The following is a 23704-nucleotide window of genomic DNA, read 5'->3' as shown; positions in this document are numbered from 1 at the left end:
TCCCGCAGCCATTTCAACGGCTGTGGGACCCCTATTTTTGTTGATGCTACTCTATATTGAGCAGCCGATTGATAATAACGGCCGCCTGAGCCCGCGTTGCATTATTTTGGGGAGCGAACGTGCCATCTCCCATGCCGCTGATTAAGCCCCCCTCAGTCAGCAGAGTCACAGCCTCTAATGCATACCCGCTAATAACGGAAAGATCCGTAAATGACACCGAAGATTGACTGCTATTTAATGTGAGCTTCGCCGCTTGCGCAGCTTTGTAAATCATGACTGCCATGTCCTGACGGGTAATCGGGGCATTGACGCCGAAGGTTCCATCTCCCTGGCCCTGTACGATACCGAGCTGCTCTGCAGCGGCAACCGGACCGGCATACCATGCGCCCTCCCGAACATCGCTAAACGTGCTTGGGGCCGTTGCAGCATCCAGATCCATCGCAGTCAGAAGCATGCTCAAGAATTCCGCCCGCGTCACATTACGTGTTGGAGAAAAGATCTCCGTCACCGTCCCTTGAACAATACCTCTCGCAGCCAGAGCTTCGATACTTGCCTGAGCCCATGGAACAGCAGCAAGATCAGAGAATGATACTGGAATATAGCCTGCAGCATACTTACTGAAACGCTTCACTCTAAATTCAACATTTCCGCTGTCAGGATTATATCGGCCGTTGTTAACTATATCAGATATTCCGCTATCGTTAACATAATAAACCACCACATGCTGTGGACTTTGAACCGGCAACAGCGTATACGGAATGGCTACCCGTGCCGTGCCGCCGCCTAATTCTGCCGGGGCCCCATCAATGAGCAGGTTAATATCCAGCAGCTCCGAAGTTCCCAATTGGTCCTTTAGGTGTTTCGGTAAATCGCTCTTGTCCGCTTGGGCTACGTTGAGTTGGATCGTGTTCGCCGGACCGCCGTCCGCTTTACGGAACTGGGCCGGTTTCAGCGAGATTGCCGCAAACCCCGTGTCGATCGTAATCGTGTTTAGACCGCCCTTGCCGTCAATCGGTGCGGCTGGAAACTGCACTTCAACTTCTGTCGCGCCTTGTCCTGGCTTGGCGACGATGGTTAATTTCCCGGCGACGATTGAATTTAGTGCAGTCGTTAGATCTTTAGCGCTTATGACAGCCTTTGCTATGCCGTCCGCTCCCAGCGTTGGATGAATAGATAACGTACCTCCGGTCACATTTACTTGTGCCGAAGGAGCTGGGGATGGTGTTACAACTGGTCCTTCGGCAGCTGGTATTGGTATTGGTGTTGGTGTAGGCGATGACGATGGTGTAGGCGATGGTGCAGGCGTCGAAGTCGGTGTTGGTGTTGGTGTTGGTGTTTCAGGCACAGGCTCTTCTTTCCCCAAATAACCGAGCCTCACATCATCAACGAGCGCCCAGTTTCCGGGATTCGCATTGGATTGGAATCCAAAGGTCAGCGTGCCCCCGGTTACAGTAGCATTGAGACTCAACGGAGTCATTCCGCCAGTTGCCGGAATGTTGAGCTTGACCATGCTGCCGCTGTCCGATTGCGCGAACATATAGTATTCCTTCTGCCCTCCGCCGGTATAGGACCAGGCGGAAATGATATAGTCTCCATCCTCTAGTCCAGTCAGGGTCTGCGTAATTTTAGTAGTGTAAGCTCCTTCCATCCAGCTGGACAGTGCATACTCCCCTTCCCTTACGGCACTATGCTTCTGAACATAAGAGGCCTGGTCAGTTCCCTCTACTGTCCACCCCGGAATGTCATACCGCGACGCGCCCTGCGTCTCGAAGCTGCCGTTGACAATCTTTACTTCCGTACCCAAACGTAAATTGACATTAGATGTCTCTTGGAGAGCCGTCACCTTTATATCAGCTAGCACCCCGTTCAGATACCCTTCCTTCACGGCGGTAAGTTGATAGGACTTTCCTGCCAGAACATCCGAAAGAATATATTTTCCGGCCTTATCTGTGACGGCACGGTATATCTTGTTGTCAGCTACCGCGGTTATACTTGCGCCTGAAACGGGCCTGTTGCCGCTGTCGATGACTTTGCCGGATATTGTGCCTAAGTTTACATCAAGTATAAAATTTACATCAGCCGTTGTTTTTCCAATGGCAACAGCAATATCCCGGATTGCCGATTGCAGATAATTGTCTTTACTTACAGTCACGGTATAACCTTGGCCTGCCGGTACATTTGCCAATGTATACAAGCCAGATGAATCAGTTAGTTCAGTAAATAACTGGCCTTCTGCATTTACTTGCACCTTGGCTCCTTCAATCGGCGTGCCTTCACGGCCAGTTACCTTCCCTGAGATTGCCCCGGAGCTAAGCACAATAGTCAGGTCGACATTGGCAGTAACCTTGCCAATCTGAACTTCAACTCCAGGTTTGGAACCGGAAGTAAACCCCGCCTTGCCTGCCGTTATCGTGAGCGCTTGTCCCGAAGGCAGATCCCCGAGTGTATACTCCCCGGATTCGTTACTCTTAACCGAATGGCGAATGCCAGCCCCACTAACGGAAATGATGGCATCCTGAACAGGCCGGCCCTGGTCATCCCTGACGATACCTGAGACGGTTCCGCCGGAAATCGTAATATTAGCCGGAGCAATTTCGCCATATACCACAGAGGATACACTTGCCGTCCCGCCCTGATAGCCGGCTTTGGCGGCAGTCAGCGTATATCCGGTTCCTGGTGACACATCGGGAATGATATAATTTCCATTCTGGTCCGTATAGACTTTGCGCAAATTCCCGTTAATATCGGCCTCTATCTCTACCCCTGCGAGGCGTTTTCCGCTTTCTCCACGGACGACGCCGTTAATCATCCCGTAAACCGTTCCATTTGCATTGTGCAGGTAAGCATCATGAACCGGCAATGCTTTTCCTTCGAAATCGAATTGGGTTGTATTCGAGACCACGTTTACATCCGGCTGATCGTCGGATTCCCGATAAGCCCAGCCAACGCCGGGAACATCGATCATAATAGGGTCCCAATATAAATCGCCGATCACTCTGCCGTTATTCGCGCTTTTTAGTCCGTTAAACAGCTCCATCATAAAGTTTTTTTGACCTTCCGGAGAACTGGTATCAGGAGAATAAGGGCCGTTGTCTGTCAACTGTCCAGGGGAGCCGTTAGGAAGTGTGGAATTCCAATTGTACCCTGTCTCCATCAACAGGATATCCTTGTCGTATTTCTCACTCATAACGTTGCAGAACTCCACGATCTGCTGCACCGACTTATTCGTCCAAAACGGATAATAGGACGGCCCGATAATATCATAGGGTACATTCATCTCTTTCATCTTATCGAAAAAGCCTTCATATTTATCATAATTACCGGCATCGTCCAGATGTAAAATCACTTTGGTGGATGGTGATACAGATTTTACCGCGTTCGACCCGGCAATTAAGAACCGCCCCAGGTTTTCCCATGTCGCGTCGCTGGCCTTACCATACGGATACAGGATGCCCGACTGCATTTCGTTGCCGAGAGACACGTACTCAGGTGTGGTACCCTGATCCTTCATAGCCTGCATGACATCTCCGGTATAAGCAGCCAGCAGCTGCTCAAGCTTGTCAACTTTTGCCGTCTCATCTGAAAGACCACTAATCTCCTCTTGCCATTCATTAGGAATGTTGTGTATTGCACCATTGGTCCAATAATCGCTGTAATGAAAGCTAAGCTGGATCTGAAGACCGGCATTCTTGGCGCGTTTGGCAAGCTTCAAGATGTCCGCTTTATCCATAATTCCTTCGGGAACATAATAATTCCCATCGCCATGCCCTTTTCCGGGATCATTGTACAAACGGAGCCTTACAATATCCTGGCCATTTTCCTTCAATATCTGGAATAAATCCTTCTCGACGCCATCCCTGTCGTAAAATTTACCACCCATGGATTCCACGTAAGTAAGTTCGGAGGCATCGCCGCCTTTCAGCAGCCGATAAGGTTTATCGTCTTTAACCAGTTCAACAAAATCAAGCTTCGCCCACTGCCCGGCTCCAGCGTCGGAATACAAACCTACAGTCACTTTTCCCGTTGTTACATGAATACCCCGGACTGTCACCTTCGTCCAATCACTTCCCACCGGGAGAGCCGTTCTGGATTCGGAGGTTCCGTTATCTTTGGCAAACAGATAAGCAGCTTTCTGTCCCCCGCTATTCTGTGTCCAGCCCGTGAGCGTATAATATCCTTCTTCCAAATCATTTATCGTTTGCCAGGTGGTAACACGGTACGGCAGACTTCCTGCATGATTCAGACTGTATCCGCTCTCAAAACCAGATTCGGCAATAAATGAGGCTTCCAGATCCCCATCTTCATTCCAGCCATCTGCCAAATCCACGGGGCCTTCCGTATCAAAGCCACGGTTCACAATGGCAACTCCTTCAGGATCTGGTACTGGTTGCTGCTTCGGTGTTAAGGAAACAAGATCAATACCGGCCCAGGAATTTGCGGAACCATCCCCATAAAAACCGATCGTTACCGGGCTAGCGGATACCGTCAACGGGAGTTCAATTTTTGTCCAGCCGGTTGAAGACACTGGAATATTTTTCCTCACTTCCGGCGAGCCTTCGACCTTGGCATACATGTAGATCTCATTGAATCCGCCGCCGCTGGTAATCCAAGCTGATAGGACATAGTTGCCGTAAGTAAGCCCCGTCACGGTCTGGTAAGTATTCGCCGTGAATGCCGTATCATCCCAATAGCTCAATCTCTTATCTCCACCTCCTTGAGGCGACCAGCCGGATTGGATAGAGATTGCACTGCTATTATTTGTGGTCCACGAATTGAGATCGCTTTCAAAACTTCCGTTCGTAACGGAAGCCGTTACTGGATCGGCACTGGCCCACCCTGCAGATGAGACCAGTCCGATTAAAATTACACAAACTAAAAAGAGATGAAATCCGGCCCGAAGGCCTCTCACGCTGCTTTCGTACATGCTCATTCCTCCTGATTCATAATTTGGGCTGAACCCTGCACTGCATCTTCCTGCAGCATATAACTATGAGCCTGTCGCCTGGCTTCGTTTATCACTTTTGGAAAACCCGCGTCAATTACAGCCTTCTGCATTTGGTTAAACGCCTGATTAACATCAGGAACCATCCCCCCCAGCAACGGGTTTAAATACTGGATTGCTGCCTGGTTGATTTGCTCCAATTCACCTTTTATCGGTTCAGCGTTGAAATTAAAAGACGAGTACCGGTATGGAACAAGCATGCTTCCAATTTGCTTCCGGTGTTCCCGGTAAACCTCACTCCATGCTGCAAACGGCGGATATTCACTTTTATTCGTAAACCAGAATCCGGCGGCATCCGGCGGGTAATCATTCTTATCAGCGGACGTCCCCGGCGGCATTGCAATTTCTCCACCTTGTAATACATAATTTTTGCCCTCGATGCCGAAATAAACGAGTCTGCTGTATACCGGATCCTCCATGATCAGATCCAGCATCCGCATCGTCAATTCCGCATGCTTGGAATCCGCAGGCAAGGCCACACCATTATTAACAAACGGATCGGCAATATAGGTGCCTTTTGATGAGAGTGTAGGGATAATTTCCACTTCCCAGCCTTTTTGTTCCGCATTAGCCAGCGTAGACTGGATATCGTTCGAATTGCCAAAAGCTACAGCGGACAAGCCTTGTTCAAAGGAATCCTTGCTTCTAACCTTGTTGGCGATGGCGTCATGATTAATGTAGCCTCTGTCATACCAATCTTTCACGATCTTCCCCGCCTGAAGGAAGCTTCTTTTCAGCGGCTCATCGAAAATAGACAACACGGCTCCGTCACTGCTGTCCCAGCTTGTGAATACTCCGGAAAATCCGTTGGTTGTCGTAATAAGATCAACTACCGCAGGACCTAGCTCCCATTGCAGATTGGAGTGCGTTTTGCTGAAATCGTATTGCTTGTCGACACGAATCGGTACCATATTAGGCTCATTTGTCTTGACAGCCTCCAGATACGGCGCTAAATCTGTGAATCGTTTAATTTCAGTAAGGCCGTATTTCTTCCTTAGGTCGCCTCGAATCAGCGTTACCGGCACTTTTAGATCAGGTGACGCTGATGGAATCATGTATATTTTTCCGCCAATTTCCGCCTGTTCCCATGCCTGTTGATCCGTCGCTTTATAGTGAAGCGGCATATAATTCTTCATCATCTCGGGAGTGATTTCCCGGAATCCGCCTTGGGCGGCAATCTGCGTGTAATACGTCCAGTTACTGGCAAATATAAAGTCTGCGGTGTCATCTGAAGTGAGTACGAGTGGATACCGGGCTGCAAGCTCTCCCCATCCGATATACCGCAAGTCGATGCGGACCTGCAAATCCTTTATAAGTTTGGCATTCAGTTCATTCAGCACATCTTTAAGACCAGCCGGCGGACTGCCGATGAGGTAACCAACCAGTGTTACAACCTGAACATCTTCCGTAGGCTCAGATGTTTCCGCTCCAGTACAGCCGGACGTAAACACTATCAATAAAGTCAACATGACGAGTGCAAGCACACGAACTTTTCTATATATCATTGCTGTTCTCTCCCCTTTTTTCGCATCTAAACGGGTTCGATAAGTAAAGGGAGAAAACCTCTTGTAAAAATTTAGATAAGGAGCCAGAGCAGAACCCCAGCTCCTTATCAGCTTCATTCCATTTACTTCTGTTTAGCGAGAAACTCCTGCGTTTGCTTTTCTGCCTCAGCAACAATCTTGTCGATGCCCGCATCCTTTGCTTTCTTCTCAAGCTCTGTGAATGCCTTATCAACATCCTTTACAATGCCTCCCTGAATCGGAAGCCCGTATTGCGTATATACCGTGCTCATGTTCGCCAGCTCTGTTTTTATATTCGCAGTATCCATAGCCAGGGAATTGTAGACGTACGGAACCAGAATGTCCTTTAATGATTCCTTATGCTGAATATACTGCTCTGTCCAGTTGGCCATCGGCGGGAATTGGCTCTTGTTCGTAAACCAGAATCCTGCCGCATCCGGTGCATAGGTGTTAGAATCAGCTGTTACACCTTCGGGTAAGTCAATTTTTCCGTCCTTTTCGACATAGTTAACGCCTTCAATGCCGAAGTATACAAGCTTGTTATAACTAGGCTCTTCCATAATCAGATCAAGTGCCATCATCGCACGTTCCGGATTTTTGGAGCCCGCTGCAATCGAAACCCCGTTGTTGATATAAGGGTCCATCGGATATGTGCCTTTGGCGGAAAGGTTCGGAATAATCTCCACTTCCCAGCCCTGCTGTGCCGCCTTGGCCAGCGTTGTTTGGATATCGTTGGTGTTGCCAAAGGCTACCGCCGATTTCCCTTGTTCGAAGGAGTCCTTGCTCCGTACTTTGTTGGAGATGGCATTTTTATTGATGTACCCTTTGTCATACCATGATTTGACGATACCGGCCGCTTTCTTTTGAGTGTCCATAATATATGGATCAAATTGTGAATAGACCTTTCCGTTCGGATCATCCCAATCGGTATGCGTACCGGACCAGCCGTTTGTAATCAGGACGGAGTCCACTGTTGCTGCCCCAAGCTCCCACTGGAGATTGAAAAAGCTTTTTCCGAAATCATACTGGCTGTCTGCATTAATTGGAATGATGGCTCTTTCATTGTTTTTGACCGCTTCGAGATAGGGCTCGATATCCTGGAACTTCTTAATTTCCGGAATGTTATATTTCTTCCGCAAATCACCCCGGATCAGGGTAACCGGCACTTTTTGGTCTGGAGAGGAGGTTGGAATCATAAATATTTTTCCATTCACTTGAGCCTCTTTCCAGGCAACCTCATTCGTTGCTGCAAAATGCTTCGGCATATATTGTTGTATCTCATCGATTGTAATCTCACGGAAAGCGCCCTTCGCGGCTTCCTGATTATAGTAAGCCCAGTTCGCCGAGAAAATAAAATCCACGTCCTCACCTGCGGCAAGCACCAGCGGATACTTAGAGGCGAGATCCCCCCAGCCGATATAACGGAAGTCGATTTCCGTATTGATATCCGCTTTTAATTTCTTATTCAGCTCTTTGACCACAGCATCCATACCAGCCGGAGCTGAACCAAGCAGATAACCGGTCAGTTTAACCGGCTTTGAAGTGTCGGCCGTTGCCTCTCCTCCTGCATTGGTATTCGCGGTCGCCTGTGCGTTATTGGTTTGATTGTCGCCGCTGCTGGCATTATTGTTGTTTCCCGAGCAGCCTGTCATGACCACCCCGGTCACTAGCAACGATGAAATCAGGGTGAACAACGGTTTCTTGAATTTCATGAAAATCCTCCTTTTTTGTTCTGCTATACCCCCGAGTAACACTGCCTTTTTAATTATGGTGCTTGACATCACCTCCTATAATGGCAGGGATGATCTATCCCTTAACGGCTCCCACCGTAATTCCCTGAACAAAATATTTTTGGACGAACGGATACAGCAGAACGATTGGGCCTGTCGCAACCATCGTTAAAGCAAGCTTCAATGACTCTTTTGGCATATCCAAACGCGGAATGCTGTTCACCATCTGGCTGGAGAAGTTTGCACTGGATAAGATTTGATACAGCGTATACTGCAGCGGATACAGACTCTCCTTTTCGATAAACATCATCGGAGTCCACCAGTCGTTCCAGTAGCCAAGAGCCGTGAACATGCCGATCGCGGCCATTGCAGGCTTGGAGAGAGGAATAACGATTTGCCAGAAGATACGGAAATCGCCGGCTCCATCGATTTTGGCGGATTCGACTAAAGCATCGGGGAGAGAACCGTTCAAAAAATTACGCAGAATCAGAATATTAAAAACGTTAAACATACCTGCCAGCAGCAGCACAAAAATTGTATTTTTAAGATGGAGATTTTGAACGATTAACAGGTAGTATGGAACAAGCCCTCCATTAAATAAGGTTGTGAAATAGAGGAAGAACGAAAGTGCATTGCGATAACGGACATCCTTGCGGTACATGACGTATGCCGCCATCATAGACAGAAACAACGAAACGGCTGTCCCGAAGCCGGTAACAAAGATCGTAACCCCATAAGCCCGGAACATTTTTTCCGGACTCTGGAATACCATGTGATAGGCGTCGAGCGAAAACTCTTTAGGCCAAAAGGAATAACCGTTATAAATGATGGAATGCTCTGAAGCAAAGGAATTAATTAACACGATAAAAAATGGAACAACAGCTATGAGCGCAAACAGGCCCACAATGATATAAGAGATCACGTTCATAACTTTCTCATCGGACGTACGAATAGTCATTTAGGTATACTCCTTCCTAGAACAGCGCCTGATCCCGGTCATAACGTTTCACCAGGCCATTGGCGATCATAATAATGACAAAGCACAGAACCGATTGATACAAACCACCGGCTGAAGCCATACCGAAGTCTTGGCTGACGATCAGGGAGCGGAACACCAATGTATCGATAATGTCGGTCGCATCCATCAATATGCCATTGTTTCCGATCAACTGATAAAACATATCGAATTCGCCGCGCATAATCCTGCCGATACCAAGCAGCAGCAAGACAATTGTTGTCGGTTTGAGTAATGGTATCGTGAGATAGCGGACGCGTTGGAATACATTAGCACCGTCAATCTTAGCCGCCTCATAAGCGGAAGTATCAAAGCCCATAATTGCCGACAGATAAAGTACGCTGCCAAACCCGACCCATTTCCACACATAGAAGAATGGAAGAATGAAATACCAATAGGAGGTTGAAGAGTAAATATCAATGGGGTCCATTCCGATTCCTGTCAAAATGCTGTTCAAAAGCCCATATTCATAATTGAACAGATTGTATACGATAGCAGCGACTGCTACCCAAGACAGAAAGTATGGTAGGAACAGCAGGGTTTGCGATGTTTTCTTGAAGATTTTTCCCGACATCTCCGCAATCAGCACGGCAATGATGATTGAAAAGAACAGGTAGGCTGCTAAAAACACGGAGTTATATAAAAAAGTGTTCTTTGTAACAAGCCACGCCTTACCTGAACTGAAGAAATATTCGAAATTATCGAGTCCAATCCATGGACTACCAAACATGCCCTGCTGGTAGTTAAAACTCTTGAATGCAACCACGATACCCGCCATAGGAATGTAGTTGAACACAATAAAATAGAGTGCAATCGGAACAAACATCAGATACAGTACCTTATTCCGCGCAAGCTCTTTAAGAAATCCGCTACCCTTTCGGTCCAGTTTCGGATTTCTCACTGACTTTGCAGCTGTATTGGCTTCTGTCGCCATACTCTCCCTCTTTTCCTGTTTTCTCTTTGAATGCGCTTACGGTTATCTCAACTCAAATTATAGAGGAGTGCTTACGGGACCAACATGACACAGAATTATGATTTTCTTGGGTGGATTATGGAGTCTTTCTTTTCCATCAGGTATCAGTTGCATAGAATCTGGTACCGCATTAATATGTACACATCAGGGAAAGAAGGAGGACGCATTCATGCGGGCTATGCTGGTCGATGACGAACCTCTCACGCTTGAGAGTCTGGAGAACTACATACAATGGAGAGAGCTTGGTATCGACGATTTGGAAACCGCTTCCAATGGACTTGAGGGCCTTGAGCTTGCACGCGTTTTCAAACCGCAAATTATTATCAGTGATGTCCGAATGCCTCGAATGAACGGTATTGAGCTTGCGACTAAGGTGCGGGAGTTTGATCCAGAGGTCAAAATCATCTTTTTAAGCGGATACTCCGATAAGGAATATTTAAAGTCAGCGATACATTTGAAAGCTGTTCGTTACGTTGAGAAGCCGGTTAAGCTGAACGAGTTAACCGATGCAATACAGGAGAGTATCTCTCAATACGTTTCAGAGCAGAGTGTGCGGAATCTGACGAGGTTTTATACCGAACAGAAATGGTTGACCCGTTTAATAAAAGAGGAGAAAACAGTTGACGAATTACAAGTAGAGGAAGGACCTCTCCCGCGCTTCCGCTTCCTGTCCGGTCCGGTTCTTCCACTTGCTATCCGCCTGACAGCTAAGCTGGACAGAGTCGAAACCCGGCAGGTAGAATCGACAAATCGCGTCATTCAGTGGCTATCCGATCGATATGGCGAACATTCGGTTACAGGTTACGGTGAGGCCTACACTCTCCTCCTCCTGATCGAACACACCGGATTGCAGGCTGATGTGCTGACTGAGCAGGCTGAGCACTTGTTGGAAGAGCTATATGAGACCTTTGGAACGGATTTCGAATTTACGATCGCCCTTGGTCCAGTTACCGATAAGGGAATTGAAATCGGTCTTTCCTGCCGGCAAGCAATCGAAATATCGAAGCAGCAATTTTATAAAGGATACGGTAAAGTACTGACCGGAACGAATGAAGGAGTCGCACTGGAACATTCACCCTTTCATGAGATTTCTATTGTCCGTGATTTTCGCACAGTTTTGCGTACAGAGCAGGAGAAGGAAGCACTCAATATTCTTAACGGGGCTACTATAGAGCTTCGCAGAGTTATGGATAATGACACGAAACGGGTTACCAACTTATACTTCCTTTTGCTGATTGCACTGCATGAGTTTGCAGTTGATAAAGGCCTATCCGCTACCGATACCAATCAGGAAGAGCGGTTCCTGTGGCAGGAGATCGGCACACTCTCCACACTGGATGCGCTGTACGAATATGTTGCAGGCAATGTAGAGGCCGTATTTTCCCAGCTCAAGGAAAAATCTGCTGTAGGTACCCGGGTATCAGCCATTATGGATTACATTCAAACCCATTACATGGATAAAAGTTTAACGACACAGCAGATCGCAGATAATACTTACCTAACCCAAACCTATTTATGCGCACTGTTCAAAAAAGAAACCGGCAAAACAGTCAACGAATACGTGACAGAGCTGCGGATCACTAAAGCAAAAGAGTTACTACAAAACCGGCGATTGAAATTGTACGAAGTTGCACTCGCGATAGGGATAACAGACTCCAATTATTTCTCATCATTATTCAAAAAATCGACAGGGCTAACCCCTTCCCAATACCGGGAGAGAATGTGAGATTATGCGGCGATTATTTCAAAAGTTCGCAAATTTGAGCATCCGAAAAAAACTGTTTATCTCTTATTTTCTTCTGCTGGTCTTCTCCTCCACCTTGTTCATCTCGGTAAACTCTTATATCACATCAAGAGATACGGAGAAGCAGGCACGCTATTCCCTGGAGGTTATGCTGCAGCAATCCAGCTCGTTTCTAAACTATAAAACAAGTTCGGTTCGCAAGGTCATTGACGTTATAGTGCTGCATGACACGATCCAAACCCTTGTGAATAAATCCGACACGGAGTATCGGGAGAACATCGGAAATTGGATGCTGGATGAATATTTTTTTAATCAGCTCATCTATAACGTTCAAACGAACCCGGATATTCAGAATATAGGACTATACATGCGCAGCGGGATGGCAGCTGTACAGTCAACCGATCAGTTTATGCTGCTCTCTTCTGTCCAAAATCGGTCCTGGATGAAACGCATTGAAAGGGGCGATTCTCTTTATCTTTGGCTGCCCCCCGATATGGCGGACGCTGGTAAGGAGAATACGGTCACCTTCATTCGCAAAATTATCAATCCACTGGAGAACAGCAATTTCTCCGGTCTGCTCCGTGCAGAGATGCCAAAATCGGTCCTGGAACAGATTCTCGATCAGTCTCTGTTTACCCCTTCCAGCTCGGCGCTGCTGATCAACAGCAACCAGGAGCTTATTGCCAGCTCCACTCTGAACCCCATCAATCCGGCAATGATCTTCCCTGCTTTGGAGACACAAAGAAACAAAGGCGGCCAGCAAGTGGATACGTTAATGCTGAAGGGAGAAAAAACGCTGCTCGCCTCCATTGCTGTCGACAATACAGATTGGCGGTTCGCTGTCGTTGTACCGCATAAAGATATCGTCGCTATTTCTAAAAAAGCGAGAAATCAACTGCTGCTGATTTTTCTCGCAGTTGCATTGCTCACTCTACCCATGGCCTATTATGTCTCCTCATCCGGAACGCTTCGTATCCGCAGGCTAAGCAAAACGATGCGCAAGGTCGGCGTTGATGATTTCAAAGCTGTTCTCGATCCCGGAAACAATGATGAAATTGGAGAACTGACACAGACCTTTAACCGAATGCTGTCTCGTATCGAGGATTTAGCCACAGATAAGTATCAGCTTGGATTGGATGTGAAAAATATGGAGCTGCGCGCGCTGCAGGCGCAAATCAATCCACACTTCCTGTACAACACGCTTGATATGGTCAACTGGTTGGCGATGAAGTATAATGCCGAAGACATACGGACATTAATCACATCGCTCTCAGACTTCTACAAGATCAGCCTCAGTAACGGGGAAGATATCATACCGATCCGTGCCGAGATTGAGCATATCCGGGCCTACGTGTTCATCCAGAATATGCGCTTCCGGAACCGGATTACGCTAGAAATCGATGTTCCCGAGGAAGTCTGCAATTCATCCACGCTCAAATTGATTTTACAGCCTTTAGTGGAGAATGCTATCTTGCATGGAATCATGGAGAAAGACAGTCAGCTTGGAACCATTAGAATCCGGGGATGTGTAGAAGGTAACGATATACGTATTGTTGTAGAGGATAATGGGGTAGGAATGGATGAGGAAACAATAAAAGAAATTAAGAGTGGCACCTTACAGCGTAATAGCGGTGGTTATGGCATGAGAAATATCCATCACCGTTTAGAGATCATGTTCGGGCTCCCTTACGGGTTAACGCTTGAGAGCAAAATTGGAAAAGGAACAAGGGTTACTCTCCGGCTGCCTCATCGTTCATAAAATTTGCAACGGCACATCCTCAAGATTAATTGTGTTGTAATGATAAGGCGTTTCTGTTGATACTAAACGCCTTATCATTATACTTTTATACGCCTATACTTCTCTCACTTATCCGATAGGTACTAACTAATTTTATATTAATAAGTGCTGGATATAGCGAGACTTGCAGCTTCAATTCGGGTCACTGCGAAGTCACATTATACGTTACAGTCTTTACCTTCCCGTCTGGCAGTGTAGCATAGGTGAATGTCATCACATTGCCCTCCCGCTTCTTCAGCACCAGCATTTTACTCAGAATAAAAGAATCCGCTCCATCCGCCTGATCCCATTCCTTGCGGTCCCCGCTGCTAATTAACTTCTCACTCAGATTCGTGCTTAGTCCGCTCGCCGTATGAATAGCATACAAGCGTGTGTTTGTCATTAAACGCACCAGAATTATGTCCTCCGCGGCGTACTCGACGGAGAAGTTCCCTTCCGTTCCCGTGATCGTCTCCAGGTCAAAGAGCTTACCCAGACTGCCGTCACTGTTAATGTACTGAATGTTCCCTCCATCGATCATGTAGAGCTGTGTAGTTTTTAACTGCGGGGCTCTGACATAGGAAGTACCGCTGTAGTGATAGTCCATTTGCTTCAAAATTCTGCCGCCTTGTATTAGAGCCTGGTATCCATTGCTAAAATCATTAAACATCGCATAGTGGTTATCCGTAAGCAGCAGCAGATCGCTGACCTTCCCGACATTCTTAATCTCCAGGGCGTGTGTGTACGGCAAATCAGCAAACGGAAGTTCACCGATCAGCACCGGCTTGCCGGCAACTGAGGCGCTGTAGAAGACATCACCATTTTTTTGCGAGACCCAGTAGAATCTGCCTTGGGCAGAAGCGACCGAATAACGGAGTTCATCCACAATATTCAGGCTGTCGCTGCTTTTGTCGTACACCGTTTTGCCGCCCAATGCACTGACCGCTGACACCAGCGGCACATAGATTTTGCCTTTCTGGATACGCGGTGCTTTGGTTAAGGCTGACGCTTTACCGTCTATTGTGGAAGTGATAACGCCGGCTGTTACTGTAACTTCACGGCCCGGACGAACGAGCTTCGCAGACTTTGTGCTCTGGTTCCAGCTAAGGGCATAGCCCATAGTCTGTGCCAGCTGCTGCAGCGGAACAAGCGTAGTTCCTCCCGTAACCACCTGGCTGCTCCCCAGTAAAGTCTCTTTGTAATTCAGCAGAATATGGCTACCCGCCGCCGCGGACACGGAGCCCGGGCTTAAAGCGATGGCTGCCGCTAGAATACCAATTGTAAGCTTCCATTTTCTCATTGTGCCAATCTCCCCTCATCATAGTTCTCTTTAATATTGGACGAAGCGGATTGGAAAAAGTTTCTATAAAGGAGCACTTCCCGCATTCGTATAAAAAAACACCCCATCTGCCTGCAGTAACAACTACTGCAGACGGACAGGGTGTCTTCAACATTTATTGATTAATCAGATAAGGGATCACCGGATAGGAGATCAGGTTGCGGTCTCTGTGTGCAGAAATGATTACGTCGCTGTGTGCGCTCAGAATTCCATTTTGCAGCAGGACCGGCCGGAAGCCCCGCTCACTTGCCCCATTATAGGTAAATTGCACGCAATGCTCAGCCGAGAAGCCGGAAATGATCAGCAGCTCCACACCATGATCCTTCAAAATCTGCTCCAGCTCCGTCTTCCAGAACGAATTTGAGTACTCTTTGGTTACCTTCAGATCACTATCCGACACTTGAACTTCCGGAACGATATTATAATGCTCCTTCGTTGCTTCCTCCATGCCTTCAATATCCTGAATGTGAATGACCAGCTGGTCCTTCGCCCGGAGTATATCTGAGACATAATTGATATATTCACAGGCCCGATCCAGTGTTTTCTTGTCCACATGATCCCGCACGTGGATTTCCTGCATATCGATAATCAAATAGCCCAGCTTCATTAAGAACCTCCTTGGTATGAAACGTTATGCCGATATCGTACAACATTGCAGACGTGAAGCCAACTGGCCCTGCCATCAAGCCGCTTTTACCCATCACTTTAGAACTAAAGGTGAAAGCCTGAAAATAACTGGTTTTTCAGCTAATGATTAAGAATATACCTTTAATCCCATATGCAAATTAACGAATCCTTTGTGTAAGCTTATTAACAGCATTTGCTTTTAATATTTTTCTACAAGGGGGACATCTTATCGTGGGCTCAACTACAACTTACGTAGAGGAAAATACTTCTACGCTCAACGTCTCAAACCGTCTTCCGTGGGTGGGGCTGCTTGCGCTGGCCATGGCGGGATTTGTCTGTATTTTGACAGAAAGTCTGCCTGCAGGGCTGCTACCACAAATTTCCCAAGACCTTCATGTCACGGAAGCACTTGCAGGACAACTGGTCACTTTGTATGCATTGGGTTCTCTGCTGGCTGCCATTCCGTTGACTGCCGCAACTCGGGGCTGGAGGCGAAAACCGCTTTTACTGCTGTGCATCACCGGCTTTCTTGTATTTAATACAGTAACCGCATGGTCTTCCATCTATGTACTTACACTGGCCGCCCGTTTCTTGGCAGGTGTATCTGCCGGGGTGTTGTGGGGAATGACTGCCGGTTATGCGCGCCGCATGGTTCCGGAGCCTTTAAAAGGAATGGCGATGGCTGTGGCGATGGTTGGCACCCCGCTCGCTTTGGCATTAGGTGTCCCCGCTGGAACTTTTTTGAGTAATTTCGTTGGCTGGCGGCTGATTTTTGGAATCGTATCGGTACTGGCAGCAATGCTGATAGTCTGGGTACTCTGGAAGATGCCGGATTTCGATGGTGAGCCTCGCGGTGAGAGGCTTCCCCTCCATAAGGTCTTGCTGTCCCCTGGGGTACGGCCTATTCTGGCAGTAGTTGTCGCTTGGGTGCTGGCTCATAATATTTTATATACTTATATTTCTCCTTATCTTGCGGTAACCGCTCTTGGCGACCGTGTTGACGTGGTCCTCCTTATGTTCGGCATCACCTCGGTTATCGGTATTTGGGTGGTAGGCATGCTGATTGACCGCCTTATGAGATGGCTGTTGATCGCAAGTATTACGGTCTTCATCCTGGCCTCCCTGGCAATGGCGCTGGCTATTCATCAACCTTTGATCGTCCTCACCGCTGTCTCCTTATGGGGACTTACCTTCGGCGGTGCTGCCACCCTGCTGCAGACAGCCATTGCTAAGGCCGCAGGCAAAAGCGCAGATATCGCTCAATCGATGCTGGTTACCGCCTGGAACTTAGCAATTGGAGGTGGAGGTATTGTTGGCGGGCTTCTGCTGGAGCTATTGGGCAGCGGCTTCCTGCCCGGCTCCTTGTTTGTACTGCTGCTGCCTGCCTTGCTGACAATCGTATTCGCCAGAAAGTCTTTTTCCTAAAATACAGCTTTTAACTGCCCATAACCAAACAGGAATCCGATCACCGGATTCCTGTTTTTCTTTTTATAATGAAGCTAATCCTTATGAACGGCCACTAGATTGGGTCCTTGAATGAGATTTTTATAAGGAATCGGAGACGATATCACAATTATAGTGGTGTAGGTTCCGTATGCATCGCATCTATCCCCAAACTCTTCGAGGTCTTGAGTGGATTCCGTCAATACTTTTAACAGGTAATTATGTTCTCCGCTGATTCGGTAACACTCGGCGACCTCCGGCGATGAACGGCAGAAATCAAGAAAAGCATGGCAGTCTCTTGTCCGGAAAAGCACATACGCAGCGCTCTGTTTATTTAATTTATGAGGGGCGAGTACGGTACGATATTCCGCGATAACCCCCTTTTCCTCCATCCGCTTGACCCGCTCCGTGACTGCTGGCTGAGATAATCCTACCAACTTGCCCAATTCGGTCATCGATAATCTCGCGTTATTCTCTAAATGGAACAGAATATTGTTATCGATTTCGTCCACTTTCATCTCCCCCTTAAATTTCAAAGATATTTCAGGAAAATACCTTTAAATCCATACCAGTTAAATTCATATTACCTTAAATGGCTTATGTAAAGAAGCTAAAAATATGAATATAATTAACCACACTTACTCTAAAGAATCAAGTAAGCACTACAAGGGAGGATTTGAAGACCATGAGTACCAGCGAGGTTAATTTTTCACATCATTATGTAGATCAAGTCATCGAACGGACAATTGCCGGGAAAAGAATTGTAGGCACTGTTGTTCTAATAGCTTTAAAAGGGCAGTTGGTGTACTGCCGTGCTGCCGGTTTAGCAGATCGGGAACAGAACCGTCCTATGCATGAAAATGCCCTGTTTCGCTATGCATCTGTAACCAAGCCGATTGTATCAACCGCTGCACTTAGCTTAGTGTCGCAAGGAATTCTGCTTCTGGAGGACCCTGTGGTGAAATGGCTGCCTGCCTTCAGCCCGAAGCTGCCGGATGGACGGGGAGCGGCTATGACGATTCAACACTTAATGACTCATACGGCTGGGTTAACTTACCGCTTCTTTCAGGAAGAACAAGGAACCTATGAGCTGGCCGGCGTGTCGGACGGTATGGACATTGCCGGAATCACCCTTGAAGAGAATCTCCGGCGGCTCGCATCGGTGCCGCTGTTGTATGAACCGGGAAGTTTGTGGAGGTATTCCATTGCAACGGATGTCCTTGGAGCCATTATCGAAAAGGCTGCGGGAATGCCGCTGAGTGAAGCCGTAGAGCTGCTTATCACTCAACCGCTTCATATGAGTGACACTAGTTTTGCAGCCGTAGACAACAACAGGTTAACCGCGGCATATGCGGATGGCCCAGACGAACCCCGCCGCCTGGCTGATAACTATGACACCGTGCCTTTTATTGAAGAGACAGCCGGTTTCCGCCTTGCACCGGACCGTGCTAAACATAATCTTGCTTATGCTTCAGGCGGAGCCGGGATGGTTGGAAGTGCCGGAGACTTCCTGAAATTGCTGGAAACGCTGCGGCTAGGAGGCGCCCCCATTCTGCCAAAGTCAATCGTCACAAAAATGACCACCAACCAAATTGGCGAGCTCGAAATGCCGTATTGGCCGGGAAGAGGCTTTGGCTTAGGCTTTACGGTGCTTAAAGACCCTGCAGCAGCCCATACTCCGGAATCCACGGGAACATGGCGAATGGGCGGGACCTACGGGCACTCCTGGTTTGTTGATCCCATCAAAGAACTTAGCGTTGTAGCCTTCACCAATACAGCACTTGAAGGAATGTCAGGCAAATTCACAACGGATCTGTGTGAAGCAGTCTATGCGGGTTTGCATGGGTAAATAAAAATAGAGGAATCTGCATATTAAGTAGGATTTAATATGCAGATTCCTCTATTTATTTGAATCCGTCAAGAAAACTGTATCGCTGCCCGGCTGTTATTCTTTAACGCCTCCGAGTGCTACACCCGCAATAATATACCGGGATAACAGGAAGTACACGATGAACAGCGGTAAAGACGTCAAAGCCAGACCCATATAGATCGATCCGAACTCTGTCTTGTAGATATCACCGCGAAGCAGGCTGACCATAATTGGCATTGTATATTTTTCCTTCTGAGTCAACAGGATCAGCGGCATGAACAGGTTGTTCCAGTTGGCCACAAAAGCAAAGATCGCTTGTGTCGCTACGGCCGGCATCATCAGCGGCAGGATAATCCGGTTGAAGGTCTTGAATTCACCCGAGCCGTCTACGCGCGATGCTTCTACAATCTCGAGCGACAGTGTTGCCAGCAGATATTGGCGCATAAAGAATACTACCGCGGGTGCTGCAATCGCGGGCAGAATCAGCGGAAGGAAGCTATTGGTCCAATGCAGTTTATACATGAACTGATAGAAGCCGATTGCGCTGGCCTGGGATGGAATCATCATGACGCAAATGATGAAAGTAAAGAATGGCTTGCGCAGCTTCCAGTTATAGGTCACCAGTCCATAGGCGGCCAAAGACGAGAAATAGACTGTGCAAAGCGTTGCAAAGGTGGAAATAATCAATGAATTTAGAAATCCTTGAAGCGGATCAAAGCTTTTGTCGAGCAGTACCTGCAGATTGCTCATCAAGTGGGACGAAGGAAGCAATGAAAGGCCGCTTTGGATTTCTGGTGTAGAGCGCGTGGCATTGACAAACATGATCCAGAATGGAAGTATGCTGAGCACTGCCAAAAAGATGCAGATGATATAAATGATCGTCTTGCTTATTTTTTGGTTAACGGAACTGCTCTTCTGAATTTTTCCCATGAACTACACCTCCCTTACGGCTGCTTTGGCAGCTTTTCTATAGCTTTTTTGCGCTTTTTTCAACTTAGCTTCATCACGGTCACGCATCAGGTAGAACAGGAATCCTGATAGAACCCCCGAGATTATGAACATGATCATGCTCGCTGCTGCAGCGCGGTTATACAGATAGCTGCCCTTGAACGCTTGCCCGTAGATAAACATAGAAGTGGTAAGGGTAGAGTCATCCGGTCCGCCTGCAAGGAACAGTTGCGGAATATCAAACATAGTCAAACCACCGACCATGGATGTAATCAATGTGAACAACAATATCGTCCGCAGGCTTGGCAGCGTGATGCGGAAGAAGGTCTGGAACCCGTTAGCGCCATCAATTGCCGCAGATTCGAAGAGCGCGGGATTGATACCCATTACGCCCGCAATAAGAATGATCATCGTGTTGCCGTACCACATCCAGAATTGAATGAATCCTACAATTCCCCTTGCCGTTGACTTATCCTGCAGAAAATTAATCGGAGCGTGGGACCATCCCATCATATCAAATAAACTGTTCACAGGGCCCATCGGATAGGCAAACAAAGTGCTGAACAGCACGGCGATTGTACTCGCAGTGATAATATTAGGCATATAGAGCAGAACCTTAAACAGGCCTTTTCCCTTGATGTTAAGACGCGCGTTCGTAAACCATGCAGTAAGCAGAAGCGCGAGGACAATCTGGGGAATAAAGTTAATAATCCACAGCAGTCCGGTGTTGATCAGAGACTTCCTGAACGAAGCGTTATCAAACAGGAGATCTTTGAAGTTCTGAAAAGGATTATCTAGAATATGGATTGGCTTCGGTATGAGTCCCTGCATATTGGTGAATCCGATAAATGCTGTATATAAAATGGGATACAACGAGAAAATCAGGAATGCCAGGACGAACGGAAAGGTAAAAATATAGCCAAATTTCGAATAGTTGACACCTTTGCGGCGCATGCTCTCACCTCATTAATGGATATTAAGGGGCGGGAAAACTCGCCCGCCCCTTCTGCTACCGCTTATTCGCTTTCAATGTTAAGCTGGTCTTTAACTTGCTGTTTGAAGGTTTCGATTGCTTTATCACGTGACTTTTTACCTGCTGTGTATTCACGTACTTGATCACGCCAGAGCTTATTGATTGTTTCGTCGTATTGGGTCAAGTTCTTACCTGAAGCGTTAGCATTAGCTGGTACGAAGACATCGAACATATTCTGTCCGCCGAGCAGTGGAACTTCACCATTGGATTTGCCCATGACTACGGAGGAAGCTACGCTATCCTTCGTGCCTTGCTCGCCTTCCTTCATAGTGCCGTTAGCCCAGTAATATTGGAGGCCTGTTTCGGAAGTATCGAGTGTAACCCATTTAATAAAGTCGGCAACCGCTTGTTTCTTGGCTTCATCCTTAGCAGCTTCTTGGCTGGCAAGCAACCAGGTGCCTCCCCAGAAGAAGCCTGTTGGCGGCTCAGTTACAGCCCAGTCACCATTGGTGTCTTTCACTTGACCGTTCATTACGTAGTTAATGAGCCAAGCCGGACCGAAGAAGCCAAAGATCGGCTGTGCGCCGGTACCGGACATATCCGCGTACCAGGCTTCTGTCCAGTCTGTCGTATCATTATGATAGCCATTGTCTTTCAGCTTTTTGGAGAGATCAAGGAACTCTTCGCGCTTAGGATCAATATGGAGCTTGCCGTCTACAAGCCAGCCCTTGTCGGAACTGTTTTCAATCGGGTGCCAGATGTCTCCGTCGCCGGAAACAATGCCGTATCCTTTAGCTTTCAGCTTAGCAGCTGCATCGAAGAATTTATCCCAGCCGGGTCCAACTTCAGTTTTGATTGTAGCCGGATCGTCTGTTCCGAATACTTCCTTGGCAATCGAACGGCGATAGATAAAGGCACCGCCAGTCGCCTGGTAGCCAAGCCCCTTCAGCTGTCCGTCTTTACTGCCGATATCTACGGAGTATTGGGCGATGCCCGCATCCTTAACCATCTGGTCATCAAGGCCCAGGTCAGCATAATTAGCGGCATAACTGGAAGCGTCGCCTTGTGTATACTTGAGCACGAATGCCGATTCAGCGGCATAAATATCTGGGGCATCTTTACCGCCAGCGGCCAGGGCCTGGTCAAGAGCCGGCTGATAGGCGCCATCGGTGGTAGCGATCACTGTAGTTTTGAACTCCACATTCGCATCAGGATGGACTTCCAAATACTTCTTGGTCATGTTCGGAATCTCATCCGTGAAACTCCAGAGATTGATGGTGACTTTCTCACCATTGCTCTTTGCCGGAGCTTCGGTAGCGCTTGCAGCTGGGGCTGTAGTTGGGCTTGATGCGTTTGAGTTCGAGTTTGAATTTGAGTTACCGCCGCACGCTGCGAGAGCAGATGACATCACGAGCAATGTGGAGATTCCTACTAAAACACGTTTCATACTTTTCATACTTTGCCTCCCCTTTTTTTCTTAATCACTCGGTTTTATGTAACCGCATTCATATTATAGAACCTAGGGATCCCGGACATAAGTCACCTACCATTGGGAGAAATTCCACTATTTTTGGATTTCACTCCCTATTAGACAAAAAAAGACACCCGGGCTATGCCCGGGTGTCTCATGCTCTCAAATGTCTATTATTCTAGTTCAGCAGGTTTTGTAATCGGTGTAACCTTGTTGTTCTTAGAATATTTAGCTTCAATTTTTGTGGTATATGTATCCTTTGTTCCGTCCGCAGCCAGCGCATAACTTAGATCAACGGTCAGCTTTTCTGTCTGCCAGGTCTTGGTGTTGAGGAATAATTTCCAGGTCGCGCTTTTCGGCAACAGCGTTTCACCGTCCCAGAGATTTTCCTGATCATAGAGTGCAATGATTGCCTTAGCCGCTGCGGGATCGGTTACCGTAAACTGCAGAACGGTCTGGGTGCCGACAGTCGTGACTTTCATCGACTTTTTAACATTTTTGACCGAATTCAGCATTGATGCAGGATCATATTGGGCTTTGGAATAAAAAGCTTCCCATTCCTGCTTCTCCAGTCCAAGCCAATACTGTGCCTCAGGATCAATCGGCTCTCCGTCGCCGTCCGTTACTGCATCAGAGCTGCTAACCGCTTCGTCTTCTCCGGTATCTGCGGCTGTATCCTCAGAATCAGCAAGAAGCTCACTGCCGTCTACAAGATAATAGAATTCCTTGTCATTAGCATATAAATCGTAGGATGTTTCCAGTAAACTGATATCCACGCTGCCTGCTGCGGCAAAATTCGGCAGACGGCTGATATCCAGCTTCAGAGTGTTGGTGTTGCTGACCTTCACTCCGCCTGTCTGAATATCCTGTTTCTTGATGACATCCAGGTGGAAATTCTTCAGCGTTTTGGCGGTTGCCGTTACTTTGCTGATGACTTGATCCACGGTAGGCGGTTTGGCAGCTGTTGTTGCTGCTGAGGCTACTTCAGGACCAGGCATCCAGCCCGCCGTTCCGGACAGCAATAATGCTCCCGCAGCCATAATTGTACCTACTGTTTTTGAAACCTTCTTCATGTAGTTCCCCTTTCGGGTCCTTGCGTTAATCATAGATATCCCTATGCAGCCTGGCGATCATGGCTCTCTATCCAGGAGCTTTAGACCCATGGCTTTGTGTCATCCTCTTTCGGGGATTTTACCTTTAACGCGGACATTTCGATTATTGGATTTAACTTGCGGGACTTGTCCCTTTAATAATTTAACATGGTTATAA

General features: G+C 47.5%; 16 protein-coding genes and 1 riboswitch. Of the genes, 4 read left to right on the top strand and 12 right to left on the bottom strand.

What is annotated here, in order from left to right; genetic code table 11:
• Window positions 1-46 precede the first annotated feature (46 nt).
• From L6H70_RS25020 to L6H70_RS25000, 5 genes are all read right to left on the bottom strand, one after another.
• Window positions 47-4924: a glycosyl hydrolase 53 family protein gene (locus tag L6H70_RS25020; protein ID WP_236336898.1), complete on the bottom strand. Its 4878-nt coding sequence runs from the start codon at window positions 4922-4924 to the stop codon at window positions 47-49.
• 2 nt (window positions 4925-4926) lie between these two features.
• Complete coding sequence (locus L6H70_RS25015; RefSeq protein WP_236336897.1) at window positions 4927-6507, bottom strand: extracellular solute-binding protein; 1581 nt, start codon at window positions 6505-6507, stop codon at window positions 4927-4929.
• A 122-nt stretch (window positions 6508-6629) separates the two neighbouring features.
• The gene (locus tag L6H70_RS25010; protein WP_236336896.1) at window positions 6630-8237 is read right to left on the bottom strand and encodes a DUF3502 domain-containing protein; all 1608 of its coding nucleotides are present in this window, start codon (window positions 8235-8237) and stop codon (window positions 6630-6632) included.
• Window positions 8238-8331: 94 nt separating this feature from the next.
• Window positions 8332-9213: a carbohydrate ABC transporter permease gene (locus tag L6H70_RS25005; protein WP_236336895.1), complete on the bottom strand. Its 882-nt coding sequence runs from the start codon at window positions 9211-9213 to the stop codon at window positions 8332-8334.
• 16 nt (window positions 9214-9229) lie between these two features.
• Window positions 9230-10096: an ABC transporter permease gene (locus tag L6H70_RS25000; protein WP_236337026.1), complete on the bottom strand. Its 867-nt coding sequence runs from the start codon at window positions 10094-10096 to the stop codon at window positions 9230-9232.
• A gap of 316 nt (window positions 10097-10412) precedes the next feature.
• Between L6H70_RS25000 and L6H70_RS24995 the strand changes: the two genes are divergently transcribed.
• Window positions 10413-11969, top strand: a complete 1557-nt coding sequence (locus L6H70_RS24995) for a response regulator transcription factor (RefSeq protein WP_236336894.1) — start codon at window positions 10413-10415, stop codon at window positions 11967-11969.
• Between the two features lie 4 nt (window positions 11970-11973).
• Window positions 11974-13746 (top strand): cache domain-containing sensor histidine kinase, encoded by a 1773-nt coding sequence (locus L6H70_RS24990; RefSeq protein WP_236336893.1) that lies wholly within the window; start codon window positions 11974-11976, stop codon window positions 13744-13746.
• 181 nt (window positions 13747-13927) lie between these two features.
• Here L6H70_RS24990 and L6H70_RS24985 read toward each other — a convergent pair whose 3' ends face one another.
• A complete protein-coding gene (locus L6H70_RS24985; RefSeq protein ID WP_236336892.1) occupies window positions 13928-15064 on the bottom strand; it encodes a copper amine oxidase N-terminal domain-containing protein in 1137 nt (378 codons plus the stop codon).
• Between the two features lie 154 nt (window positions 15065-15218).
• Window positions 15219-15710 (bottom strand): cysteine hydrolase family protein, encoded by a 492-nt coding sequence (locus L6H70_RS24980; RefSeq protein WP_236336891.1) that lies wholly within the window; start codon window positions 15708-15710, stop codon window positions 15219-15221.
• A gap of 251 nt (window positions 15711-15961) precedes the next feature.
• On the opposite strand from L6H70_RS24980, the gene L6H70_RS24975 reads away from it, so the two are divergent.
• Window positions 15962-17155: an MFS transporter gene (locus L6H70_RS24975; protein WP_423802881.1), complete on the top strand. Its 1194-nt coding sequence runs from the start codon at window positions 15962-15964 to the stop codon at window positions 17153-17155.
• Between the two features lie 74 nt (window positions 17156-17229).
• Here the strand turns inward: L6H70_RS24975 and L6H70_RS24970 are convergent, their stop codons facing one another.
• Entirely contained in the window at window positions 17230-17685 is a 456-nt protein-coding gene (locus L6H70_RS24970) for an Lrp/AsnC family transcriptional regulator (RefSeq protein ID WP_236336890.1), read from the bottom strand.
• Between the two features lie 173 nt (window positions 17686-17858).
• On the opposite strand from L6H70_RS24970, the gene L6H70_RS24965 reads away from it, so the two are divergent.
• On the top strand, window positions 17859-19022 hold the full coding sequence (locus L6H70_RS24965; RefSeq protein WP_236336889.1) for a serine hydrolase domain-containing protein: 1164 nt from the start codon (window positions 17859-17861) through the stop codon (window positions 19020-19022).
• Window positions 19023-19118: 96 nt separating this feature from the next.
• Here the strand turns inward: L6H70_RS24965 and L6H70_RS24960 are convergent, their stop codons facing one another.
• The 4 genes from L6H70_RS24960 to L6H70_RS24945 form a co-directional block, all read right to left on the bottom strand.
• Window positions 19119-19973, bottom strand: a complete 855-nt coding sequence (locus L6H70_RS24960) for a carbohydrate ABC transporter permease (protein ID WP_236336888.1) — start codon at window positions 19971-19973, stop codon at window positions 19119-19121.
• A gap of 3 nt (window positions 19974-19976) precedes the next feature.
• Window positions 19977-20945, bottom strand: coding sequence for a carbohydrate ABC transporter permease (locus tag L6H70_RS24955; RefSeq protein WP_236336887.1), 969 nt, complete (start codon window positions 20943-20945; stop codon window positions 19977-19979).
• A gap of 62 nt (window positions 20946-21007) precedes the next feature.
• Window positions 21008-22420 (bottom strand): ABC transporter substrate-binding protein, encoded by a 1413-nt coding sequence (locus L6H70_RS24950; protein WP_236336886.1) that lies wholly within the window; start codon window positions 22418-22420, stop codon window positions 21008-21010.
• 188 nt (window positions 22421-22608) lie between these two features.
• The gene (locus L6H70_RS24945; RefSeq protein ID WP_236336885.1) at window positions 22609-23508 is read right to left on the bottom strand and encodes a DUF6612 family protein; all 900 of its coding nucleotides are present in this window, start codon (window positions 23506-23508) and stop codon (window positions 22609-22611) included.
• A 41-nt stretch (window positions 23509-23549) separates the two neighbouring features.
• Window positions 23550-23641: riboswitch (cyclic di-GMP riboswitch) on the bottom strand.
• Between the last annotated feature and the right edge of the window lie 63 nt (window positions 23642-23704).

Source organism: Paenibacillus auburnensis (assembly GCF_927798115.1).
Lineage (GTDB): Bacteria > Bacillota > Bacilli > Paenibacillales > Paenibacillaceae > Paenibacillus_AQ > Paenibacillus_AQ auburnensis.
The sequence above is the reverse complement of the archived record's forward strand: the minus strand, read 5'-3'. Positions and strand labels throughout refer to the sequence as shown.